This is a genomic window from Duganella sp. OV510, from assembly GCF_900100205.1.
In the GTDB taxonomy this organism is placed as follows: domain Bacteria; phylum Pseudomonadota; class Gammaproteobacteria; order Burkholderiales; family Burkholderiaceae_D; genus Rugamonas.
This window is the reverse complement of sequence record NZ_FNEQ01000010.1, coordinates 154,895-174,504: the sequence shown is the minus strand read 5'-3', so window position 1 is coordinate 174,504 and position 19,610 is coordinate 154,895. Positions and strand designations below refer to the sequence as shown.

16 protein-coding genes are annotated in these 19,610 nt (G+C 63.1%); 6 read left to right on the top strand and 10 right to left on the bottom strand.

Annotation, left to right across the window (positions count from 1 at the left end):
- Positions 1-70 precede the first annotated feature (70 nt).
- Both BLS51_RS23800 and BLS51_RS23795 read right to left on the bottom strand, forming a co-directional pair.
- Positions 71-1,576 (bottom strand): response regulator, encoded by a 1,506-nt coding sequence (locus BLS51_RS23800; RefSeq protein WP_090190145.1) that lies wholly within the window; start codon positions 1,574-1,576, stop codon positions 71-73.
- A gap of 253 nt (positions 1,577-1,829) precedes the next feature.
- Positions 1,830-2,396 carry a helix-turn-helix domain-containing protein gene (locus BLS51_RS23795; RefSeq protein WP_090190143.1) on the bottom strand — a complete coding sequence of 189 codons (567 nt, stop codon included), beginning with the start codon at positions 2,394-2,396 and terminating at the stop codon, positions 1,830-1,832.
- A gap of 111 nt (positions 2,397-2,507) precedes the next feature.
- Here BLS51_RS23795 and BLS51_RS23790 point away from each other — a divergent pair, with 111 nt between their 5' ends.
- Positions 2,508-3,056: a GNAT family N-acetyltransferase gene (locus BLS51_RS23790; protein WP_090190141.1), complete on the top strand. Its 549-nt coding sequence runs from the start codon at positions 2,508-2,510 to the stop codon at positions 3,054-3,056.
- Positions 3,057-3,063: 7 nt separating this feature from the next.
- Here BLS51_RS23790 and BLS51_RS23785 read toward each other — a convergent pair whose 3' ends face one another.
- Both BLS51_RS23785 and BLS51_RS23780 read right to left on the bottom strand, forming a co-directional pair.
- Positions 3,064-4,128, bottom strand: a complete 1,065-nt coding sequence (locus BLS51_RS23785) for a PQQ-dependent sugar dehydrogenase (protein WP_090190139.1) — start codon at positions 4,126-4,128, stop codon at positions 3,064-3,066.
- A gap of 73 nt (positions 4,129-4,201) precedes the next feature.
- Positions 4,202-5,122, bottom strand: a complete 921-nt coding sequence (locus BLS51_RS23780) for a LysR family transcriptional regulator (RefSeq protein ID WP_090190137.1) — start codon at positions 5,120-5,122, stop codon at positions 4,202-4,204.
- Between the two features lie 77 nt (positions 5,123-5,199).
- On the opposite strand from BLS51_RS23780, the gene BLS51_RS23775 reads away from it, so the two are divergent.
- Positions 5,200-6,393, top strand: a complete 1,194-nt coding sequence (locus BLS51_RS23775) for an MFS transporter (RefSeq protein WP_090190135.1) — start codon at positions 5,200-5,202, stop codon at positions 6,391-6,393.
- A gap of 12 nt (positions 6,394-6,405) precedes the next feature.
- Here BLS51_RS23775 and BLS51_RS23770 read toward each other — a convergent pair whose 3' ends face one another.
- A complete protein-coding gene (locus tag BLS51_RS23770) occupies positions 6,406-8,328 on the bottom strand; it encodes a PhoX family protein (protein WP_090190133.1) in 1,923 nt (640 codons plus the stop codon).
- Positions 8,329-8,548: 220 nt separating this feature from the next.
- Here BLS51_RS23770 and BLS51_RS23765 point away from each other — a divergent pair, with 220 nt between their 5' ends.
- Positions 8,549-9,040: a DUF3016 domain-containing protein gene (locus BLS51_RS23765; protein ID WP_090190131.1), complete on the top strand. Its 492-nt coding sequence runs from the start codon at positions 8,549-8,551 to the stop codon at positions 9,038-9,040.
- A gap of 16 nt (positions 9,041-9,056) precedes the next feature.
- Here the strand turns inward: BLS51_RS23765 and BLS51_RS23760 are convergent, their stop codons facing one another.
- Positions 9,057-9,500, bottom strand: coding sequence for a thioesterase family protein (locus BLS51_RS23760; protein WP_090190129.1), 444 nt, complete (start codon positions 9,498-9,500; stop codon positions 9,057-9,059).
- A 118-nt stretch (positions 9,501-9,618) separates the two neighbouring features.
- Between BLS51_RS23760 and BLS51_RS23755 the strand changes: the two genes are divergently transcribed.
- Positions 9,619-10,128: a hypothetical protein gene (locus BLS51_RS23755; protein ID WP_090190127.1), complete on the top strand. Its 510-nt coding sequence runs from the start codon at positions 9,619-9,621 to the stop codon at positions 10,126-10,128.
- Here BLS51_RS23755 and BLS51_RS23750 read toward each other — a convergent pair.
- The 3 genes from BLS51_RS23750 to BLS51_RS23740 form a co-directional block, all read right to left on the bottom strand.
- Positions 10,125-10,826: a dienelactone hydrolase family protein gene (locus BLS51_RS23750; protein WP_090190125.1), complete on the bottom strand. Its 702-nt coding sequence runs from the start codon at positions 10,824-10,826 to the stop codon at positions 10,125-10,127. The genes BLS51_RS23755 and BLS51_RS23750 overlap by 4 nt on opposite strands.
- Before the next feature lie 79 nt (positions 10,827-10,905).
- Entirely contained in the window at positions 10,906-13,989 is a 3,084-nt protein-coding gene (locus BLS51_RS23745) for a DUF6701 domain-containing protein (protein WP_139168776.1), read from the bottom strand.
- Positions 13,990-14,056: 67 nt separating this feature from the next.
- Positions 14,057-15,664 carry a M28 family peptidase gene (locus BLS51_RS23740; protein WP_090190121.1) on the bottom strand — a complete coding sequence of 536 codons (1,608 nt, stop codon included), beginning with the start codon at positions 15,662-15,664 and terminating at the stop codon, positions 14,057-14,059.
- A 167-nt stretch (positions 15,665-15,831) separates the two neighbouring features.
- Between BLS51_RS23740 and BLS51_RS23735 the strand changes: the two genes are divergently transcribed.
- Complete coding sequence (locus BLS51_RS23735) at positions 15,832-16,086, top strand: hypothetical protein (protein WP_090190118.1); 255 nt, start codon at positions 15,832-15,834, stop codon at positions 16,084-16,086.
- A 103-nt stretch (positions 16,087-16,189) separates the two neighbouring features.
- Here BLS51_RS23735 and BLS51_RS23730 read toward each other — a convergent pair whose 3' ends face one another.
- Positions 16,190-17,170: an alpha/beta fold hydrolase gene (locus BLS51_RS23730; RefSeq protein WP_090190116.1), complete on the bottom strand. Its 981-nt coding sequence runs from the start codon at positions 17,168-17,170 to the stop codon at positions 16,190-16,192.
- 168 nt (positions 17,171-17,338) lie between these two features.
- On the opposite strand from BLS51_RS23730, the gene BLS51_RS23725 reads away from it, so the two are divergent.
- Positions 17,339-19,534: a DEAD/DEAH box helicase gene (locus BLS51_RS23725; RefSeq protein ID WP_090190115.1), complete on the top strand. Its 2,196-nt coding sequence runs from the start codon at positions 17,339-17,341 to the stop codon at positions 19,532-19,534.
- The last annotated feature ends 76 nt before the right edge of the window (positions 19,535-19,610 follow it).

Sequence of the window (19,610 nt, the reverse complement as noted above, 5' to 3'; positions counted from 1 at the left end):
GATCTTACGAGCAAGGAAATCCAGTTCCTACGAACAATTGCTAATATGCTTATGCGATGGCGCGCACCGCTTAGTCCGGCAGCCGCTCGTTGATGGCCAGCGCCTTGTCGATGTTCTTGATCAGCAGGTCGACATACACCGGATCGAGATGGTGGCCCGACACTTCGCGCAGGTGGTCGATGACTTTCTGGATCGGCCACGCTTCCTTGTAGCAGCGCTTGTGCATCAGCGCGTCGAACACGTCGGCGACGGCGACGATGCGCGCATACAGGTGGATGTTTTCGCCCTTCAGGCCCTGCGGATAGCCGCTGCCGTCGAATTTCTCGTGGTGCTGGTGGGCGATCACGGCGGCCGCCTTCAGGATAGGGCGTTGCGAGCCGTCCAGGATCGACAGGCCGACCGATGGGTGCTGCTTCATGATTTCCCATTCGGCTGGATCAAGCTTGCCCGGCTTCAGCAGCACCGCGTCCGGCGTGGCGATCTTGCCGATGTCGTGCATCGGCGCGGCATGCCGTAGCACCGCCACTTCGTCATCCGGCAGGCCGGATTCCAGGGCCAGCAGGTGGCACACCTCGGCCATGCGGCGCACGTGGTTGCCGGCTTCATTCGAGCGCGATTCGACCACGTCGCCCAGACGCATGATCAGCTCGGCCTGGGTGTCGGTGATTTCCTGGCTCAGCAGGATGTTGTCGAAGGCGATGGCGACGCCGGAGCAGAATACTTCCAGCAGCTTGGTATCGATCTCCGAGATTTCTTCCACGCCCTTCAGCACCAGCAGCGAAGCCTTGCCGCTGGCGTTGGGGAAGTAGCCGATGTAAGTGTCACCTTCAACGCGCGAGATCTTGTTGCTCTTGGCGGCGTCGATCTGCGCCAGTACGTCGGCCGACAGCAGCGTGCCGTCCTCATCACCGATTTTGGCCAGGATTTCGTAATCGTTCTCGCCGCTGATGGCGGTGGCGCCGCGCAGGCGCAACAGCATGCTCTGTTCCAGGCGCAGCAGCGCCACCACCTGCTGCAGCAGGCCGTTGGCGAAGTCTTTCAGGTTGCGCTGGCGGAAGATGTGCGAGGAGGCGGCAATCACACGCTCCAGGCCTTCGCGGTAGTTGATCTGCGCGCGGTGGGCTTCCTCCACCTTCATGATGTCGCGGTAGGCGCGCAGCGCGGCAAAGGTGGTGGTGAACAGCTTGGTGCGGTCCAGCTCAGTCTTTTCCTTGTAGTCGTTGATGTCGTAGTTGACGATCACGCGCTCTTCCGGCGCCTGGCCCGGCTGGCCGGTGCGCAGCACGATGCGGGTGAACTGGTTGTCCAGGTCTTCGCGCATCCAGCGGGCGACTTCCAGGCCGCTGTCTTCCTTCTCCATCACCACGTCGAGGAACACCAGCGCGACATCCTCCTCGCGCGCCAGCACTTCCTTGGCTTCGGCGCCGCTGTAGGCGTGGACGAAGCTGAGGGCGCGGCCGTCCAGGCGGAAACGGCTCAGCGTCAGTTTGGTGATGTCATGAATATCCGGTTCGTCATCGACCAACAGGACTTTCCACGGCGCTAACTTGGGCGAGGCAGAAGACAAAAAAGACATATGAACAAGTTCCGCAAATTATTTCAGCTGAATGACATCCGATTGTAGTCTTACCCACAGCCATTAACAACAGGCAATAAAAATTCCTGCTGCCTTGCACAACACCTGGCTGGATTTATTCTACGCCGCGTTGTTTTATGGCGGCGCGGCGTTAGGCTTCTGTAACGCTTTATGTGCACCCAACAATACTTCGTTTTTAGCAATATTGCTATCGTAAAACAAAGATTTTTGTAAAATGTGTCGCGCGGTGTGCTTAATGACTTATGTTGAGCAACACCACTGCGTAGGTGCACGGCTGGGCGGTTTCGTTTTTGAAGACACAATCCATCGGCGGGCCGAGTTCGAGGCAGTCGCCGGCATGGATTGCATGGCGCAGCTGGCCTTCGATGAAGACCAGTTCGCCTTCCAGCACCCAGATCAGTTGCCGCAGGAAGAGGTAGGCCGAGGCGGGCATTGCTACTTCTTTGCCGGCCGGTAGCGTGATGTGCACCACGTCCAGCGGCAGATCGGATTGTGGCGACACGTGGCGGCGCAGGTAGCCGGTGGCCGGATCGGTCCACAGCGACTGGTCGGCCTTTTTCAGCAGGCGTCCGTGGCCGTTCTCCACCCGCGCCAGCAAGGCCGACATGCTCAGTCCGAACGCGCCGGACAGTTTGCCCAGCAGGTTGGCCGTCGGGCTGCTTTCGCCGCGCTCGACCTTGTGGATCATCGCCCGCGAGACGGCGGCGCGCGTTGCCAGTTCGGATAGTGACCAGCCACGGTTTTCGCGTTCCGCCCGGATCCGTGCGCCTATTCGTTGATCAAGATCTTGGGTCGTCATGCTGTCACTATAGCGGACGAGCGGATGGGCGGCAACGCCCGTCGTTATTTGACGTCGCCGCAGGGATGGAGGAAAATCAATCCACTATAGTGGACAACGCAAAGGACTTCCATGACTTCCCCCACGCCGCGCGACGATGTGCGCCTGATCGATTGCAGCGAAGCCGAACACGCCGCGGCCATCCTGGAAATCCTCAATGAAGCGATCATCAACTCGACCGCGCTGTATGACTACAAGCCGCGTCCGCCGGAAGCGATGGTGGCCTGGTTTGCCACCAAGCGGGCCAATGGTTTCCCGGTGGTGGGCGCGGTGGATGCGTCCGGAAAGTTGCTGGGCTTCGCCAGTTGGGGCACGTTCCGCGCCTTCCCCGCGTTCAAGTACACGGTGGAGCATAGCGTCTATGTCCATCCCGAGCAGCGTGGGCGCGGACTGGGTGTGCTGCTGATTAATGAGCTGATCCGGCGCGCGCGCAAAGCACAGGTACACGTGCTGGTGGGCTGCATCGACGCCGCCAACACGGCCAGCATCGGCATCCACGAGCGCCTGGGCTTCAAACATTCCGGCACGCTGCCGCAAGTCGGCTTCAAGTTCGGGCGCTGGCTGGATGCGGCGTTTTACCAGCTGAACCTGGAAACGCCGCTGCAGCCACAGGACGGCTGATACTTGCCTACAGCACCGGCACGCTCAGCACGCGGTCGTCTCCCGCCTTCGGCGTGCCACGGCCGTCGGTGTTGTTGGTCAACACGTATAAGCGGCCATCGGGCGCCACCACCACGTCGCGCAGGCGGCCGTATTCCTTGACGTAGAACTCGGTGGCGGTGCTGGTGGCCGCTAGCGGCACCTTGCGCAAGCGCTCGCCGCGCAGGTTGGCGATATAGATGTTGCCGCCGCTGATGGCGATGCCGCTCGGGCTGGCGTCGGCGGTGGCCCATTGCTGTAGCGGATCGGTGTACTTGCTGTTGCCGGCCTTGCCTTCGACATCCGGCCAGCCGTAGTTGCCGCCAGCCTTGATCTGGTTCAGTTCATCCCAGGTGTTCTGGCCGAACTCTGAGGCGTACATGCTGCCATCGCTGGCCCAGGCCAGGCCCTGCACGTTGCGGTGGCCATAGCTGTAGACATACGAACCGCTGAATGGATTGTCGGCCGGCACGCGGCCTTCCGCCGTCATGCGCAGGATTTTGCCGGAGAGCGAACTCAGGTTTTGCGAGCGGCTTGACGTGCCGGCATCGCCGGTGGCCGCGTACAGCATGCCGTCCGGGCCGAAGGCGATGCGGCCGCCGTTGTGGTTGCTGCCGGACGGGATGCCGCCGAGCAGCGTCTGTGCGGTGCCCAGCCGCACGGCCGTGCCGGTGCCGGTCAGCGGATAACGTTCGATGCGGTTCTCGGCGCCAGCGGTGAAGTAGGCGTACAGGAAGTTGTCGCGCACGGCGATGCCGAGCAGGCCGCCTTCGCCGCTGCCGCTGACGCCGGCAATGGTGGCGACAGTGGTCAGCGCGCCGTTGGCGCCGACTGCCTGGATACGCGCGGTGCCGCGCTCGCTGACCAGCGGCGTGCTGCCGTAAAAGGCGATGGACCAGGGAATTTGCAGGCCGGTGGCCAGCGATATCGGGCCGCCGATGGGCGTGGTTGGCGTGGTTGGCGGCAGCGGCGTGGTGGCGCTGCCGCTGCCTGAACTGCCGCCGCAGCCGGCGATGCTGAAAGCCGCCATGGCGGCGCATACTTCTTTCAACATGATCGTTCTCCCTGTGGGCTAGACAGGCGCATTATCGGCCGCATCGGGGCGATGTGCCGCACGGTAGCGCTGGTCAGCGCGTGTCCAGCGTGGGCCACACCGCCTCCGGCGCGCGCATGGCCTCAGCCAGGTAGTTGACCATCGAGGCGATGCGGGCCGAAACGGTCGAGTGCTGGTAATAGACCGCATGGATCGGCTTGAACTTTTGCTGGACCACGTGCGGCAGCACTTCCAACAGACGGCCCTGCGCCACGTCGATGGCGGTCATGAAATCGGACATGCAGATGATGCCCATGCCTTGCAGCGCGAGCTGGCGCAGTGTTTCGCCGCTGGCGGCGGACAGCGTCGGCGTGATCTGCACCGGTTTGCCATTAGCGTGCAGCAGCGGCCACTGGTTCAGGATGTCCGGCTCGCTAAAGCCCAGCAGTTCGTGCTCCGCCAGGCTGGCGGCCTCGTGCGGCACGCCGCGCCTGGCTAGGTATTCCGGGCTGGCCAGCAGGCGAAGGCGGCTGCGGCCCAGCAGCCGGCTATACAGCGTGGAGTCCTTGAGCTCGCCGATGCGGATGGCGAGGTCGACGCGCCGTTCCAGCAAATCGATAAAGCCCTCATTGCTGCCCAGGCTCAGTTCCACCTTGGGATGCAGCAGGCGGTAGCCGGGCATCAGCGGCACCAGCACGTGCAGCATGAAGGGCGTGACCGCGTCCACGCGCAACGGGCCGGATAGCTGGCCGCGCCGCTCCATCTGGCGGTCTTCGGCGATGCGCACCGCATCCAGTACATTGCGCGCGTCCCTGACGAAATCGTGGCCTTCGTCGGTCAGGTCCATGCGGCGCGTGGTCCGGCGCAGCAGCGTGGTTTGCAGCTTGTCCTCCAGCCGCGCCAGCAGACGGCTGATGCTGGAGACCGGCTGGCCCAGGTGGTCGGCGGCGGCCGTCAGCGAGCCGCTGTCCACCACCGCCAGGAATACCGTCAATTCGTCCAGTGCGAGTTTCATTTTTCTAGTTTGCGCAAAAGTATTTTGAGGATTATGCGCTTTATTTGGGAAAATGATGGGCGCATAATGCTTCAACTATGAATAAATCCACTCACTCCTCCGCGCTGCCACTGCTTGCACTGGCCATTGGCGCATTCGGTATCGGCACCACGGAATTCGGGCCGATGGGCATGTTGTTGACCATCGCGCAAGGCGTCAACGTGTCGATTCCCACCGCAGGCCTGCTGGTGTCGGCCTACGCAATCGGCGTCACCATCGGCGCGCCGTTCATGACCTTGCTGCTGGCGCGCTGGCCACGCCGCAAGGCGCTGATCGCCTTGATGGCGATTTTCACCATTGGCAATATTCTGTCGGCGCTGGCGCCGGGCTATGCCAGCCTGATGGTGGCGCGCGTGATCACCAGCCTGACGCACGGCGCCTTTTTCGGCATCGGCTCGGTGGTGGCGGCCAGCCTTGTGCCGCGCGACAAGCAGGCCAGCGCCGTGGCCACCATGTTCCTCGGCCTGACCATCGCCAACATCGGCGGCGTGCCGGCGGCGACCTGGCTCAGTGACAGCCTCGGCTGGCGCGAATCGTTCGGTGCGATCAGTGCGCTGGGCGTGCTGGCGATGGCGGCGCTGCTGCTGTTCCTGCCGCAAGGCAGTGCTGGCGAGGCGCCGGATGTACGCAAGGAGTTGAAGGTGCTGCTGCGTCCGGTGGTGTTGCAAGGCTTGATGACCACGGTGCTGGCCTCGGGTGCGACGTTTGCGCTGTACACCTATATCAACCCGTCGCTGAAAACCTTCACGCAGGCTTCGCCGGGCTTTATCACCGCCATGCTGGCGCTGATCGGCATCGGCTTCACGATCGGCAATTCGCTCGGTGGCAAGCTGGCGGACAAGTCGATCGACAAGACGCTGATTGGTTTCCTGCTGCTGGAAGCGGTGACGATGGTGGCCTTCCCATGGCTGGCGCAGACGCAGATCGGCGCGGCGGCCGGGCTGCTGGTGTGGGGCATCGCCGCCTTCGCGCTGGTGCCGCCGGTGCAGATGCGGGTGATGCGCGCCGCCACCGAAGCGCCGGGCCTGGCGTCGTCGGTCAACATCGGCGCCTTCAACCTGGGCAATGCGATTGGTGCGGCGGCCGGTGCGATGGTGCTGAACGCCAATCTCGGCTACGCCGCCGTCATGTATGCCGGCGCCGTTCTGACCTTGCTGGCGTTGGCCCTGGTGGCCTGGTCGGCGATGACGCAAAAAAGCCCGCAGGCAGCGGGTGCTGCAAGCGGGCTTTAAGGCGGAGCGTGCTTAGAAAGTCAGCGCCGGGAAGCCGGTGATGTAGCCGACCGCCGCGCCGTAGCGGTCGCGGTAGTTGGCACGGATCAGCGGATCCAGCGTTGCCTGCACCTTGCTGTGCACCGACTCCCAGTCGCCCGGATGCTGGAAATTGCTCATGATGTAGGCGAAGCCGTTGATGTCGTCCACCGCGTGCAGGCCGGTCGATTCGGCGCCCGACGGCGTCGACAGGATGCGCGTCAGCGCCTTGGTGTCGACGTTATAGGCCCACAGGAAGTTGTTGACGTGGGTGCTGCTGTCCTCGCCGATGAACAGCGTGCGCAGCTTCTCGGAGAACTTGATGTTGTCCGGGTTGGCGACCTTGTCGGCGTTGGCCTTGTTGCCCAGCGAGTCAGGCGTAGCCAGGTCTTCGCTGACCAGCGCCGGCACGGCAGCCATGTCGACCGGCACCCATTCGCTGTTGATGGCGCCGCCGGCGGTATCGGTCTGGGCGGCCTTCATGTTCAGCGCGTACACCGCGCCGGCCGAAGGGCCCTTGATGGCAATGCCGCCCGAACCGTTGGTCATCGCCGAGCCGATCGATGCGATCGCCGAGTAGGCGATCTTGTCCTTGGCGTTGACGGTCGTGCCTTCCATCTTGGTGAAGCCCATGCTGCCGCCTTTCAGCGCGGCGTAGCGGTGGGTTTCCAGGAAGGCGGCAGCCTTCTCCATGCCCGGTTTGATCTTGATCCAGTTGAAGGTGCCGTTGAACGGGATCTTGGTGTAGCTGGCGTCCGCCGGGTCGGCGGTTTTCACATCCATGATGTCGGCGTTTTTCAGCTGGTCGGCCAGGGCCTTGATTTCAGCCGAGGTGGCGCTGCCCAGCTTGATCCAGGTCAGCGTCGCCGAGCCGCCGTTGTCGGTGGTTTTCTGGTTCCACTTGGCGACGTACAGCGTGCCGCTGGACAGGTCTTTGGCCTTGTCGGCGATGAACATGAACAGGCCGCCGTTGGTGGCGTCATCGCCCATCAGCGTGGTGCGCTCGTCCGGCATCACCTGCACCAGTTCGTGCGAGATGCGGCCCAGGCAGTAGTGCTTCTTGCAGCTGCCCGTGCCGTCCGGGTTGACGGTGATTTCCGGCAGGTGGCCGTAGTGGTAGGGATTGGCCTTGGTGGCGTCGCCGTACAGGTTGAGGCTGAAGTTGGCGAACTGGGTGTTCTTGTCGATGGTGCTGGCGTCCGGCTCGTACTCTTCGCTCGACAGGTGGGTGTTCCATGGCGAACGGCTGGCGCCGCAGGTGATCCACAGGCCGTTGGCGGCGCTGGTGTCGACGTTGTGGTACTTCACCAGCGTCAGCGCGCCGGTGGTCTTGTCCTGGTCCAGCGTCAGCACGGCGATCGGCGACGGCAGCATGCCGTACACCGAATCACCCTTGACGTTGCGGGTGGTGTATTCAAACTGCACCACGGCAAACACGGCGTTGCCCTTGATGTTGGGCACGGTAGTCGAAGCGAGCTTCAGCAGCGAGGTGCCGTCCGGCGCGTCGGAGAAGAACTGGCGCGAGTTGGCGTCGGTCTTGTCGAGGATGGGCTTGTTGTTGATGTCCCAGTAGCCGCCGGCCAGGATGGTGCCGCCGTTGCCGTTCGATACTTGCGCGCCGGTGATGAAGAAGGTCTGGTAAGCCAGGTTGTACGGCACGGTCTTGCCGTCCGAGTACAGCGCCTGCATCGCCGAGGCGACCGTGGTGGTGGCCATTTTCGGCGCGTCGGCCAGCGATGGCGCGGCCATGCCGGAGAAGCTCACGGACATCAGTTGTGCGGCGGGCAGCGCGGTGTCGCCGCCGCCGCAGGCGGACAGCAGGGCGGCGGTGGCACTGCCGCCGGCCAGCGGCAGCAACGGCGCGCTGGACAGGAATTTGAGGAGGCTGCGGCGGGATGGATCAAGTTGCTCGGTCATGGTGGGGATACCCTGTGGTGGTTTTTGGCCGTTCCATGTGCCTGGCTGGCATCATGCGAAGCAGTGGCTGGGCTTCGACGGCGGCAATCTTAGCGATAAGGTATGACCGCAATGTGACATGGCCGCTAGCGGGCGATTGGTAACAAACTTATTCAGCGCGGGCGCGGGCCGGGGAAAAGGGCTATATTGTCCATCTAGAATCCACGCGAGGAGACGCAAGATGCGCCCGATGACCCAAACCGTGCTGGCAGGCCTGGTGGCGCTGCTGGCCTCCAGCGCCGCGCTGGCGGAGGTGACTGTTACCTACGTCAAGCCGGACGACTACGTCGACCTGCCGTTCAGCCCGATCGAGCGCGAGCGCACGCTGAAGGAATTCAGCGACTATTTCGCCACGCTCGACAAGAAGCTGCCGCAAGGGCAGACGCTGAAGATCGAGGTGCTGGACATCGACCTGGCCGGCCGCCTGTATCCGCGCCGCGCCGGCGACGATATCCGCGTCATGACCGGTGGTGCCGACTGGCCGCGCGTGCACCTGCGCTACACGCTGGAGCAAGACGGCCAGGTGCTGCGCAGCGGCGATGATGAGATTTCGAATATGAACTACCAGTGGAGCCGCACCAGCTATTCCGACAGCGACGCGATGCGCTACGAGAAGCAGATGCTGGACGACTGGTTCAAGAAGACCATCGTGCCCAAGATGGCACAGAAGTAAGTCTCAGGCCTTAATCTCAGTCGAGGCGATTCACGCGCGGGAACTTGGCCAGGAACTCCGGCGGCATCGGCGTGACTTGGCTGCTCTGGTAGTTGAAGAACACAAAACCGTACTTGGCCAGCGCCACCAGCTTGCCGTCGCGCGGGCGGGTGATGCGGAACACGATGTCGCCGCCGTACTGGTTGAAGTCCATCACGCCGACCTCGAACACCAGCTGGTCGCGCGCATGCGCCTCGGCCTTGTAGGTGGTGGCCAGGTCGGTGACGATGATGCCCAGCCCATCCGCGCCGTTTTCCTGCAGGCCGTACTCGAACAGGAAGCGTGCGCGGGCTTCCGAAATCATCGAGATCATCGAGTCGTTGCCAAGGTGGTTACCGCCGTTGATGTCGGTGACCCGCACGGTCAGCTGGGTGGAGTAAATAAACAGGTCGTCTGGAAAATCCAGCTTGAGGCGGGCCATGGCATGCTTCCTTGGTGATGATCCGGTTATTTTAGCGCAGCTTCAATACCCTATAAGGGGTATGGTTAAAACAGCAAGCAAGCGTAGCATCGGCCTACCTTCCATGAAAGGACGCGCCATGATCTACGGTTTAACCTATCTCGGTGTCATCCATACGCTGGTCAGCCTGGTGGCAGTGTTTGCCGCGCTGCTGTCGTTCGGGCGCCACAAAGGCATTGTGCCGGGCAATACGCTGGGCAAGCTATATATCTGGACCACGGTGCTGACCTGCGTAAGCGGTTTCGGCATCTTCCAGCATGGCGGCTTCGGCAAGCCGCATGTGCTGGGCATCGTCACGCTGCTGGTATTGGGGCTGGCATGGCTGGCCGATCAGCGCAAGTTCGGCGCGAAATCGGCGGCGGTGTCGACGGTCAGCTACTCGCTGACGTTTTTCTTCCACATGATCCCGGCGGTGACTGAAACTACCACCCGGCTGCCATATGGCAATCCGTGGCTGCCCAGCCATGAGGCGCCGGAACTGAAGACGATTACCGGCGTGATGTTCCTGTTGTTGGTGGTGGGCGTGGCCTTGCAGCTGCGGCGCCTGAAGAAGGGCGCCGCAGCCGGTCCCAACCTGGTGCAGGCTTAGAGCTGTTCGCTGAGGAACACCAGCGAGTTGCCGTGCGCCTCGGCGGCGGCGCGCTGGTTATAGGATGAGCGGTGATTGCAGTTGAAGCCGTGCTCGGCGTTGTCGTAGACGTGGATTTCCACCTGTTCGTTGTCGTCGAACGCTTCGGCGATGCTTTTCACTGCGTCGCCAGGGATATGGTCGTCCCTGGCGCCGAAGTGCATCAGTACCGGCACCTTGACTTCCGCCGCGCGCTCCAGCGCGTTCTGGATGCCGCCGCCATAGTAGGCGACAGCCGCATCGACCAGACCGCTGGCGGCGGCGTGATACGACAGCAGACCGCCGAAGCAGTAGCCGAGCGAGGCCACCTTGTTGCCGCTGACGCCGTCCAGGCCGCGCAGCACTTTCAGCGTGGCGGCGATGTCCTGCACCGCCCTGGTGGTGTCGGTCGCCTGTTTCAGTTCAACGGCGCGCTTCCAGTTGGCTTCGTCGTAACCCAGTTCGATGCGGGCACCCTCGCGCCAGAACAGGTCCGGCGCCAGCACCACATAGCCGTCGGCCGCGTACTGGTCGGCGACGTTGCGGATGTGCTGGTTGACGCCGAAGATTTCCTGTATCAGCACAATGCCCGGTCCCTTGCCGCCGCGCGGCAGCGACAGGTAGGCGCCGAACTTGCCGTCGGCCGTGTCAATATCGATCCACTGGGAATTGGTTTCCATGCTAGTCCTTGTGCGGTGTTTCAGAAAGCGGCCATCGTAACCTGTTTTGCCGGCGCTTGCAGCGCGGCTTGGTGGTCACTTAGTTGTACACCTCGCGCGTATAGATCACCGGGCCGGAACGGTAGACGCCGAACACCACGGTGCCGCTGCCGCTGGGCAGGTATCGGATCAGCTCGGGGAGCCGCTTGTCGTTGTTATTCTCCAGCGAGGCGTCGCGCAGCGCGACGTTGACCGAGCCGTTGCGGGTCAGGCCGGTCGGCTGGGCCAGATAAAAAGTGGCCTCGCCGTTGGCAAACTTCATGCTGTCCTGCCCCTGCGCCAGCCCAAGTGCCGGTGCGCCGGCGCAGGGGGCGTTGGCATTGCCACCGTACAGGCCGTTGCGGCAGTTGCTGAAGCTGATGTAGTAGCTTTTGCCGGTACCCACGGTCCGGGACAGGGACAGGGTGTCGGACGCATACAGCGAGTTGAAGACGTAGGCTTTGCCATTCCAGTACTGCGCGCGCGCCTTGACCGGCACATTGCCTTTCAGCGGGCCGCTGATATTGCCGATTTCCATGCGCCCTGTCACCATGGTCAGCAGCGGTTCGGCAAAGCTGGCCGAGCTGGAGGTATCCGCGTTGGTTGCGCGCAGCGCGAAGGTGGTTGGCGCTACCGGCGTCGTCAGTGCTGCATTCGCTGCAATCGTATTGGCGAAGTCCAGGATCAGCATATTGGCGGGAGCGAGCGTGCCGCTGGTGACCTTGTTGTGTTCGTCATAGCTGAAGATGAAGCGCGGCGTAGTATCCCCGTTGCTCCACTTCACGGCGCTCACGGTAGGACTGCTGCCGCCGACGCCCAGCAGGCTGATGTCGACGGTGCGTGCCGCGCCCGCCACGTAGTTTTGTGCCGGCAGGTATTTTCCTTGCGCATCTTTGAGGCCGATGTAGGCATTGACCTGCAGCGCGAACGGCTGGCCGAAATAGAGGAACTTGCCATCTGGATTACTGCCGTCGCACGGCGTCTTGAGCGCGCCCAGTCCGGCACAGCTCATCGGCGCGCCGACGGGCGGCAGCAGAACGTCGAAGTGGTCCGGCGCGAACGTCAGGTTGAGTTGCGTATTCGTGTTGAAGCCGGTGGTCTTGTTGCCGAGATAGTAGGTGCTGCTGTCCTTCTGCCGCACCTTGATCTGGATGGTGCCGGTTTCATCAAATCTCCAGTAGCCTTTCTGGCCGTCTTCGGGCACGGCGGCGCCGTCTACTACGCTCTTGTACGGGCCGATGGTAATGGCGTTGACGCCGTTGGCCGGCTCCACCATGGCGGGCGTGTCGATGTAAAAATTCTGCGGCGGTGTCTCGCGGCCGAAGTTCTTGGTGGGATCACCTTTGGCGTTGAGCGCGGTCAGGCGGACGTTGAATGGCTCGCTGGCCTTGGCAAACGCGGTGGGCGATAACTGGCTGGCGCTGCTGACGCGGACCGCCTCGGCCTTGAAGCTGGCCGGCGCCGTGGTGAACTCCACCGCACCGCTGGCACCCAGGCTATCCTTGACATACGAGGCATTAATCCTGGTCTGGCCCACTTCGGCGTATTGCAGCGATGCGCTTGCCGAGCCATTGTCGTCGAAGGTCAGGTCGACACTGGTGTTGCCGCTGCATTGGACATTCTTGCCGCCGATGAGCACAGGCACAGCGTTGGCGCCGCTGACCGGATTGACGTAATCGCAGCTGAACGCGATTGGCGTCGTGCCCTTCACCAGCGGCACGCACGTACCGGCCGAATTCTGCAAGGCCTGGATGTTGAGCTTGATGCCGCTGGCCCAGGCCAGGTGGGCCGGCTGGCTGACGCTCAGTATCAGGCCTTTATCTTCGAACTTCAGTGCGCAATTATCGCTCTTGGTGGCGGCGTTGGGGCAGACAGTGGCGTTGGTGGCCCCTCCGCCGGAAGCGCCCAGCGTGATGGTTGCCGCTGTCGGCTGGCGGATCGACTGGGTGGTCGTGCCGGTGAAGGTCAGCGGCGTATTCGACGGCAACAGCGTCATGCTGGTGCTGCCGGTGACAGTGCTGGTGCAGTCTGCATTGGCGCAGGCCTTGATCTCGATCGACTGTGCCTGGCAGGTCAGGGCGCTGCCGGGGTGGCTGATCTGGAAGTGGTGGACATTGCTGCTGGGCGCAGCGGCGCAGCGCGGCGTGTAGTTGTAATACTGCGGCTTGCTGACGCAGCTGCACGGCTCGGTGCCATTCAGCGCGCCGGTGCAGGTGATGACGCCGTTGACGCTGTTGTTCCAGTCGATGTAGATGGCGTTGACGCTGGCGTTGCCGTTGATGACGGCGCTGCCGGAATTGGTGGTGACGTTGCGCGCGCTCAGATCACCGTTGATGGTGGTGCCGGACTCCATGACGACATCACCGCTGATCTTGGTGGTGCCGTTGATGACCGCACTGGATGCGCGCAGCACCAGCCCGGCGGCGGTGACCGAGCCGGTGACGCTCACCTGGCTGCCGACATCCAGCGTGCCGGAGGTGCTGACGTCACCCTTGACGGTCGAACTGCTTGAGTCGAACTTGATGCTGGGCGAGCTGATGTTGCCGGTCACCGAGCTGCCGGAGGCCAGCTGGAACGAGGTGGTGGAGTTGATGTTGCCGTTCAGCGTCACGCCCGAGTTGGTGGTCAGCACCGGCGCGGTAATCGGGCCGACGATGGTGACGTGCGAGGCGATATCGATCCTGCTGGTGGCGGTGACGGTGCCGGTGATCTTGGTGGTGGAACCGGAGCCGATCGTCATGGTGGCGGCGTTGACATCGGCAACGATGGTTTGCGCCTGGCTGCCAATCTTGAAATTGCCGCTGGTGGTCAGCGTGCCGCCGCTGACGGCGAGGTTGGCCGGGTTGATGTCGGCAATGCTGAGATTGCCGCTGGTTTGCAACTGGGCGCTGCCGCTCATCTTCAGGCTCTGGTTGTAGCTGAAGGTCAGCGCGCTATTGACCACCACTTTGTAATTGCTGGCGATCGACACCACGTCGGTGTCGGCCAGGCTGAGCGAGGAGCAGGTATACGTGTTGCCGCTGAGCGTGCAGCCGCCGGCCGCGCCGCCGTTGAAGTTCAGCGTCGCTGCCTGCGCGGCGGCGCCCAGCAACAGGAGGGCGGCAAAACTACCTCGCCGCAACATGGTAAAAAGATTAAGCCACACGGAAGTATCCTCGGAGATCACTGCCTGAATTATAGGCGGTTAAGCTCCGTTTCCGTGTGGCAGGATTTTAACGTTTGACTTTGGAGAAGGCGTCGCCGGCTTTCCAGGTCTGCATTTTTGGCGTATTTGCCACTTCATAGCCCAGGTTCAGCGTGAACTGCGCCTGTTGCACCATGCCCGACAGGTCCCAGTCGGCGTGGTATTCGTCGCTCAGCTGGTGGTAGTCCTGCTTGAAGGCCACCAGGCGTGCGCCGTTCTTTTCCTGGTCCTTGACGAAGTCGAAGTGGCCGTCGCCGGAGAACACCGCCGAGCCGACGTTGAACGCCGGGATGCCTGCCTTGGCAAACTGGAAATGGTCGGCGCGGAAGTAGGAGCCGGACAGGTCAGGGATGGCCGGCGCCAGCTTCAGTCCCATTTTCTTGGCCACCACGGCAGCCGCGTCGTACAGGCTGCTGCGCTCGGCGCCGGCGACGCCGATGTCGCGCGTGGCGCCGACAAAGTTCATCGAGTCCAGGTTCAGGTCGGCGCTGGTCTTGTTCAGCGGCCAGGCCGGATTCTGCATGTAGGCGATGCTGCCGAGGAAGCCGGTTTCCTCGCCGGCCGGCCACAGGAAGACCTGCGTGCGCTTGGCCGGATGCTGGACCGCCGCCTGCGCCATGGCCAGCAGTGCGGCCACGCCGGAACCGTTGTCGATGGCGCCGTTCCAGATGTTGTCGCCCTGTTTGCTCTCGTCGATGCCGAGGTGGTCCCAGTGCGCCGAATACACCACCGCTTCTGATTTCAGTTTCGCATCGGTGCCGGGAATGATGCCAACCACATTGTATTGCTCGATCTGGCGGATCTTGCTTTTCACTTCGGCGTGCATTGTCAGTTTCAGGTCGACCGGGCGGAAGTCCTTGCGCTCGGCGTCGGCGCGCAGCTTGTCCAGATCGAAGCCGCTGGCGGCAAACAGCGCGCGCGCGGTCTCTTCCTGCAGCCAGCCTTCCAGCTGGTTGCCGCTGCCGGCCAGGTGGAAGCGCTCGTGCGAGAAGCTGGTGGCGGGCACGCTCCAGCCGTAGGAGGCGGATGGCGTGGTGTGGATCAGCAACGCGCCGGCGGCGCCCTGGCGCAGCGCTTCCTCATACTTGTACATCCAGCGGCCGTAGTAGGTGTAGGCCTTGCCGCCGAAGCGGTTGGGTTCCTCGGCGGTCGGCTGCGGATCGTTGACCATCATGACCAGGATCTTGCCCTTGACGTCGACGCCCTTGTAGTCATCCCATTTTTCTTCCGGCGCGACGGCGCCGTAGCCGACAAACACCAGCGGCGCGTCGAGCGTGATGTTTTCCTTGCCGCTCATGGTGCCGAACAGGATGTCGGCGCCGGTGGAAGGCGTCAGGACCTTGCCGCTGTCGGTGCTGAAGCGGGCGAAGCTGCCAGGCAGCAGCTTGGTGCCTTCGGCTTTCACCAGCTGGCGGTAGGTGCCGTCGGCCAGCGGCTTGAGGCCGAGCACGGCGGCCTGCGTTTCCAGATAGCGCACGGTCAGGTCGCCGCCGCGCTGGCCGGTGCCGCGGCCTTCAAACAGGTCGTCGGCCAGCAGCGACAGGTGGGCGCGCAGCGGCGCTTCGGCGACCACGGGTTGTTGGGCGTGGGCCTGCATGGCCATGCCGACGGCAAGGGCGAGAACTGGAAGACGCATGTTTACTCCATAGTGGGTACAGAAGGCGGTAATCTTACTGCATACCGGTGATTGTAAGAAATTGTAATGTCCGTCAACTGAGGTTTGCAGGGCCGCGTTTTTTGCTCATGCGGCACAGGAATCATCCAGAACCGTATAAACCATATAAATCATTTGAGGACTGAATCATGAAAAAAGTAATCGCCACCCTGATCGCCGGCCTGTTCGCTTCCGCTGCTTTCGCCCAGGCTCCTGCTGCTTCGGCCTCCGCGTCCGCTTCCACGCCTGCTGCCGCTGCTGCGCCAGCCGCTTCGACGCCTGCAGTGAAAAAGGCCGAGAAAAAAGCCACGCATAAAAAGCACGCCGCCAGCGCATCGGCTTCCGCAGATGCCTCGACTCCAGCAGCAGCACCAGCCGCTTCGGCGCCTGCCGCCAGCAAGTAATTAAGCCTCGTGCTTGACGTGTCGCCCCGGACCCTCCGGGCTTGGGCTGCGCAAGAGGGAAGACGGATTCCAACGCCGTCTTCCCTGCCTGGCGTTTAACGCATCAACGATTCAGTTCCTCCAGCAGCGCGCGATGGAAGGCCGCCGGGTCTTCCATCTGCGGCGCGTGCCCCATGCCCTTGAATTCCACCAGCCGCGCATTCGGTATCTGCCTGGCGGCCTGCTTGCCCAGCACCGCGTACTTGCCGATCTTCGCCTTCACTTCCGGCGGCGCCACGTCCTTGCCGATGGCGGTGGTGTCGGCATCGCCGATCAGCAGCGTGGTCGGCACCTTCAGCAGCGGGAATTCGTACACCACCGGCTGGGTGAAGATCATGTCGTAGATCAGCGCCGAGTTCCACGCCACCACTTTCTTGCCCGGACCGTTATTCAGGCCGGCCAGCATGTCGACCCATTTCTCGTAGTCCGGTTTCCAGTTGCCGCCGTAATAGGTGGCACGCTCGTAGGCGCGCACGCTGTCGGCCGACAGTTTCAGCTCGCGCGCGTACCACTGGTCCACGCTTTGCGACGGCACGCCGAGCGCCTTCCAGTCTTCCAGCCCGATCGGGTTGACCATCACCAGCCTGGCCACCGCGTCCGGATACATCAGCGCATAGCGCGTGGCCAGCATGCCGCCGGTCGAGTGGCCGATCAGGATCGCCTGGGTGACGCCGATGTGCTTCAGCAGGCCGTTGGTGTTGGCGGCCAGCTGCTGGAAGGTGTACTGGTAGTGCTCCGGCTTGGACGACGCGCAAAAGCCGATCTGGTCCGGCGCCACCACGCGGTAGCCGGCCTTGGTCAGTTCGCTGATGGTCTGTTCCCAGGTGGCGCCGCAGAAGTTTTTACCGTGCAGCAGCACCGCCGTCTTGCCGTTGGCCGCGCCGGCCGGCTTGACGTCCATATACGCCATCTCCAGGTTGCGGCCCTGCGAGGCGAAACTGTATTTCTGCAGTGGATGCGGGTAGCTGAAGCCCTCCAGCTGGGGGCCGTAGGTGGTGGCGGAAACCGGGCCGGCCAGCAGGGCGGCGGCAAACAGAATGCGCATGAATGGAGCTCCGGGTAAGTAAAACACTTACTATAAGCGTTCCGGGAAAAGAATGCAGTTTTGCGCGATTTCGCGTAAAAAAGCGCTCGTTTGGTCCAGACAGAGTAAACTACGCACAAATTTCTTTCGCAATTAGGCGATTCGAACAATTATTCTGTGAGTGACGCCATGTCTGACCCAACATCCCCTATTGCCCTGTTTTCTGACCTCAATCTCGGCGCGCCGCTGTTGCAAGCGCTGAATGACGTCGGTTACGAGTCGCCATCGCCTATCCAGGCGGCGACCATCCCTCTGCTGCTGGATAACCGCGACGTGCTGGGCCAGGCCCAGACCGGCACCGGCAAGACCGCCGCCTTTGCGCTGCCGGTGCTGGCGCGCATCGATATCAAACAGACCACGCCGCAGGCGCTGGTGCTGGCGCCGACGCGCGAACTGGCGATCCAGGTCGCCGAGGCGTTCCAGACCTACGCCAAGCATATTCCCGGCTTCCACGTGCTGCCGATTTACGGCGGCCAAAGCTACGGCCCGCAGCTGTCGGCGTTGCGCCGCGGCGTGCACGTCGTGGTGGGCACGCCGGGCCGTGTCATCGATCACCTGGACAAGGGCTCGCTCGACCTGTCGAAGCTGAAAACCCTGGTGCTGGACGAAGCCGACGAAATGCTGCGCATGGGCTTCATCGACGATGTCGAACGCATCCTGCAAGAGACGCCGGAATCGCGCCAGACCGCGCTGTTCTCGGCCACCATGCCGTCGGCCATCCGCCGCATCGCCAACACTTACCTGAATAATCCGAAGGAAGTCACCGTTGCCGCCAAGACCGGCACCAACGAGAACATCCGCCAGCGCTACTGGCTGGTGTCCGGCATGCACAAACTGGACGCGCTGACCCGCATCCTGGAAGCCGAGAACTTCGACGGCATGATCGTCTTCTCGCGCACCAAGCTGGGCACCGAGGAACTGGCGCAGAAGCTGCAGGCGCGCGGCTTCTCGGCCGCTGCCATCAACGGCGACATCCAGCAGGCGCAGCGCGAGCGCACCGTGCAGATGCTCAAGGACGGCAAGATCGACATCCTGGTGGCGACCGACGTTGCCGCCCGTGGCCTGGACGTCGAGCGCATCTCGCACGTGGTCAATTACGACGTGCCGCATGATCCGGAAAGCTACACCCACCGTATCGGCCGCACCGGCCGCGCCGGCCGCAGCGGCGAGGCGATCCTGTTCATCACGCCACGTGAAAAGGGCTTGCTGAAGATGATCGAGCGCGCCACGCGCCAGCCGATCGGCCAGCTGGAGCTGCCAACCATCCAGGCGGTCAACGACGTCCGCATCGCCAAGTTCAAGCAGCAGATCACCGACACGCTGGCCGAAGGCGGCCTGGAACAGTTCCAGTCGCTGATCGAGGCCTTTGAGCAGGAGCACAATGTGCCGGCGGTGGAAATCGCCGCCGCGCTGGCCAAGCTGGCGCGCGGTGACGTGCCGCTGCTGCTGGACAAGAAGCAGCAAACGCAGTGGGAAGAGCGCCCGGCCGCGCGCCAGAGCTTCGACCGCCCGGAACGCGGCGACCGCTTTGAGCGTAGCGAACGTCCGGACCGCAGCGAGCGTTTCGGCAAGAAGGAGCGCATTCCGCGCGAATCCGAGCCGGGTATGCGCACCTACCGCATCGAAGTCGGCTACCAGCACGGCGTCAAGCCGGGCAATATTGTTGGCGCCATCGCCAACGAGGGTGGCATCGATTCGAAAAACATCGGCCGCATCGAAATCTTCGACGACTTCACCGTGCTGGACATGCCGGACACGCTGAGCCGCGAAGCGCTGGAACTGATGGGCGGCATCCGCGTTGCCGGCCAGGCGCTGCGCATCAGCGTTGACGGCGACGGTGCTCCGGCGGCTGCGCCGGTGCCAACCGCCGCCAAGCCGGCGCGCGCCGACAAGCCTGTGCGTGCCGAGAAGCCAGCCGGCTCGCCGTTGGACCGCACCGTACGTGCCGCCGCCGACGAGGTGGAAGAGGCGCCAGCCAAGAAGAAAAAGGAGAAAGTCGGCAAGCAGTCGGTGCCGATGAGCGCCTTCCGCGTCGAGGTGGGCCGCGCCAACGAGATCACGCCTGCCAATATCGTCGGCGCCATCGCCAACGAAACCGGGCTGGAAGCCAAGTACATCGGCCGTATCGAGATCTTTGACAACCACTCGATGCTGGAACTGCCGGACGGCATGCCGGACGATATGTTCAAGAGCCTGGGCAAGGTCTGGGTCGGCGGCGCGCAGCTGAAGATCAGCCAGGTCGACCGCATGCCGCCGGAATCGGCCAAGCACACGCCGCCGAAGAAACCGGCGCCGGGCGCCAAGCCGAAGGGCAAGAAGTATTGATCACCAAGGGGCCGCAAGGCTCCTTTTTTTATCCCCACGCTGGTGCTGGTCGGTGCTGCGCTGCACCAAAAGAAGG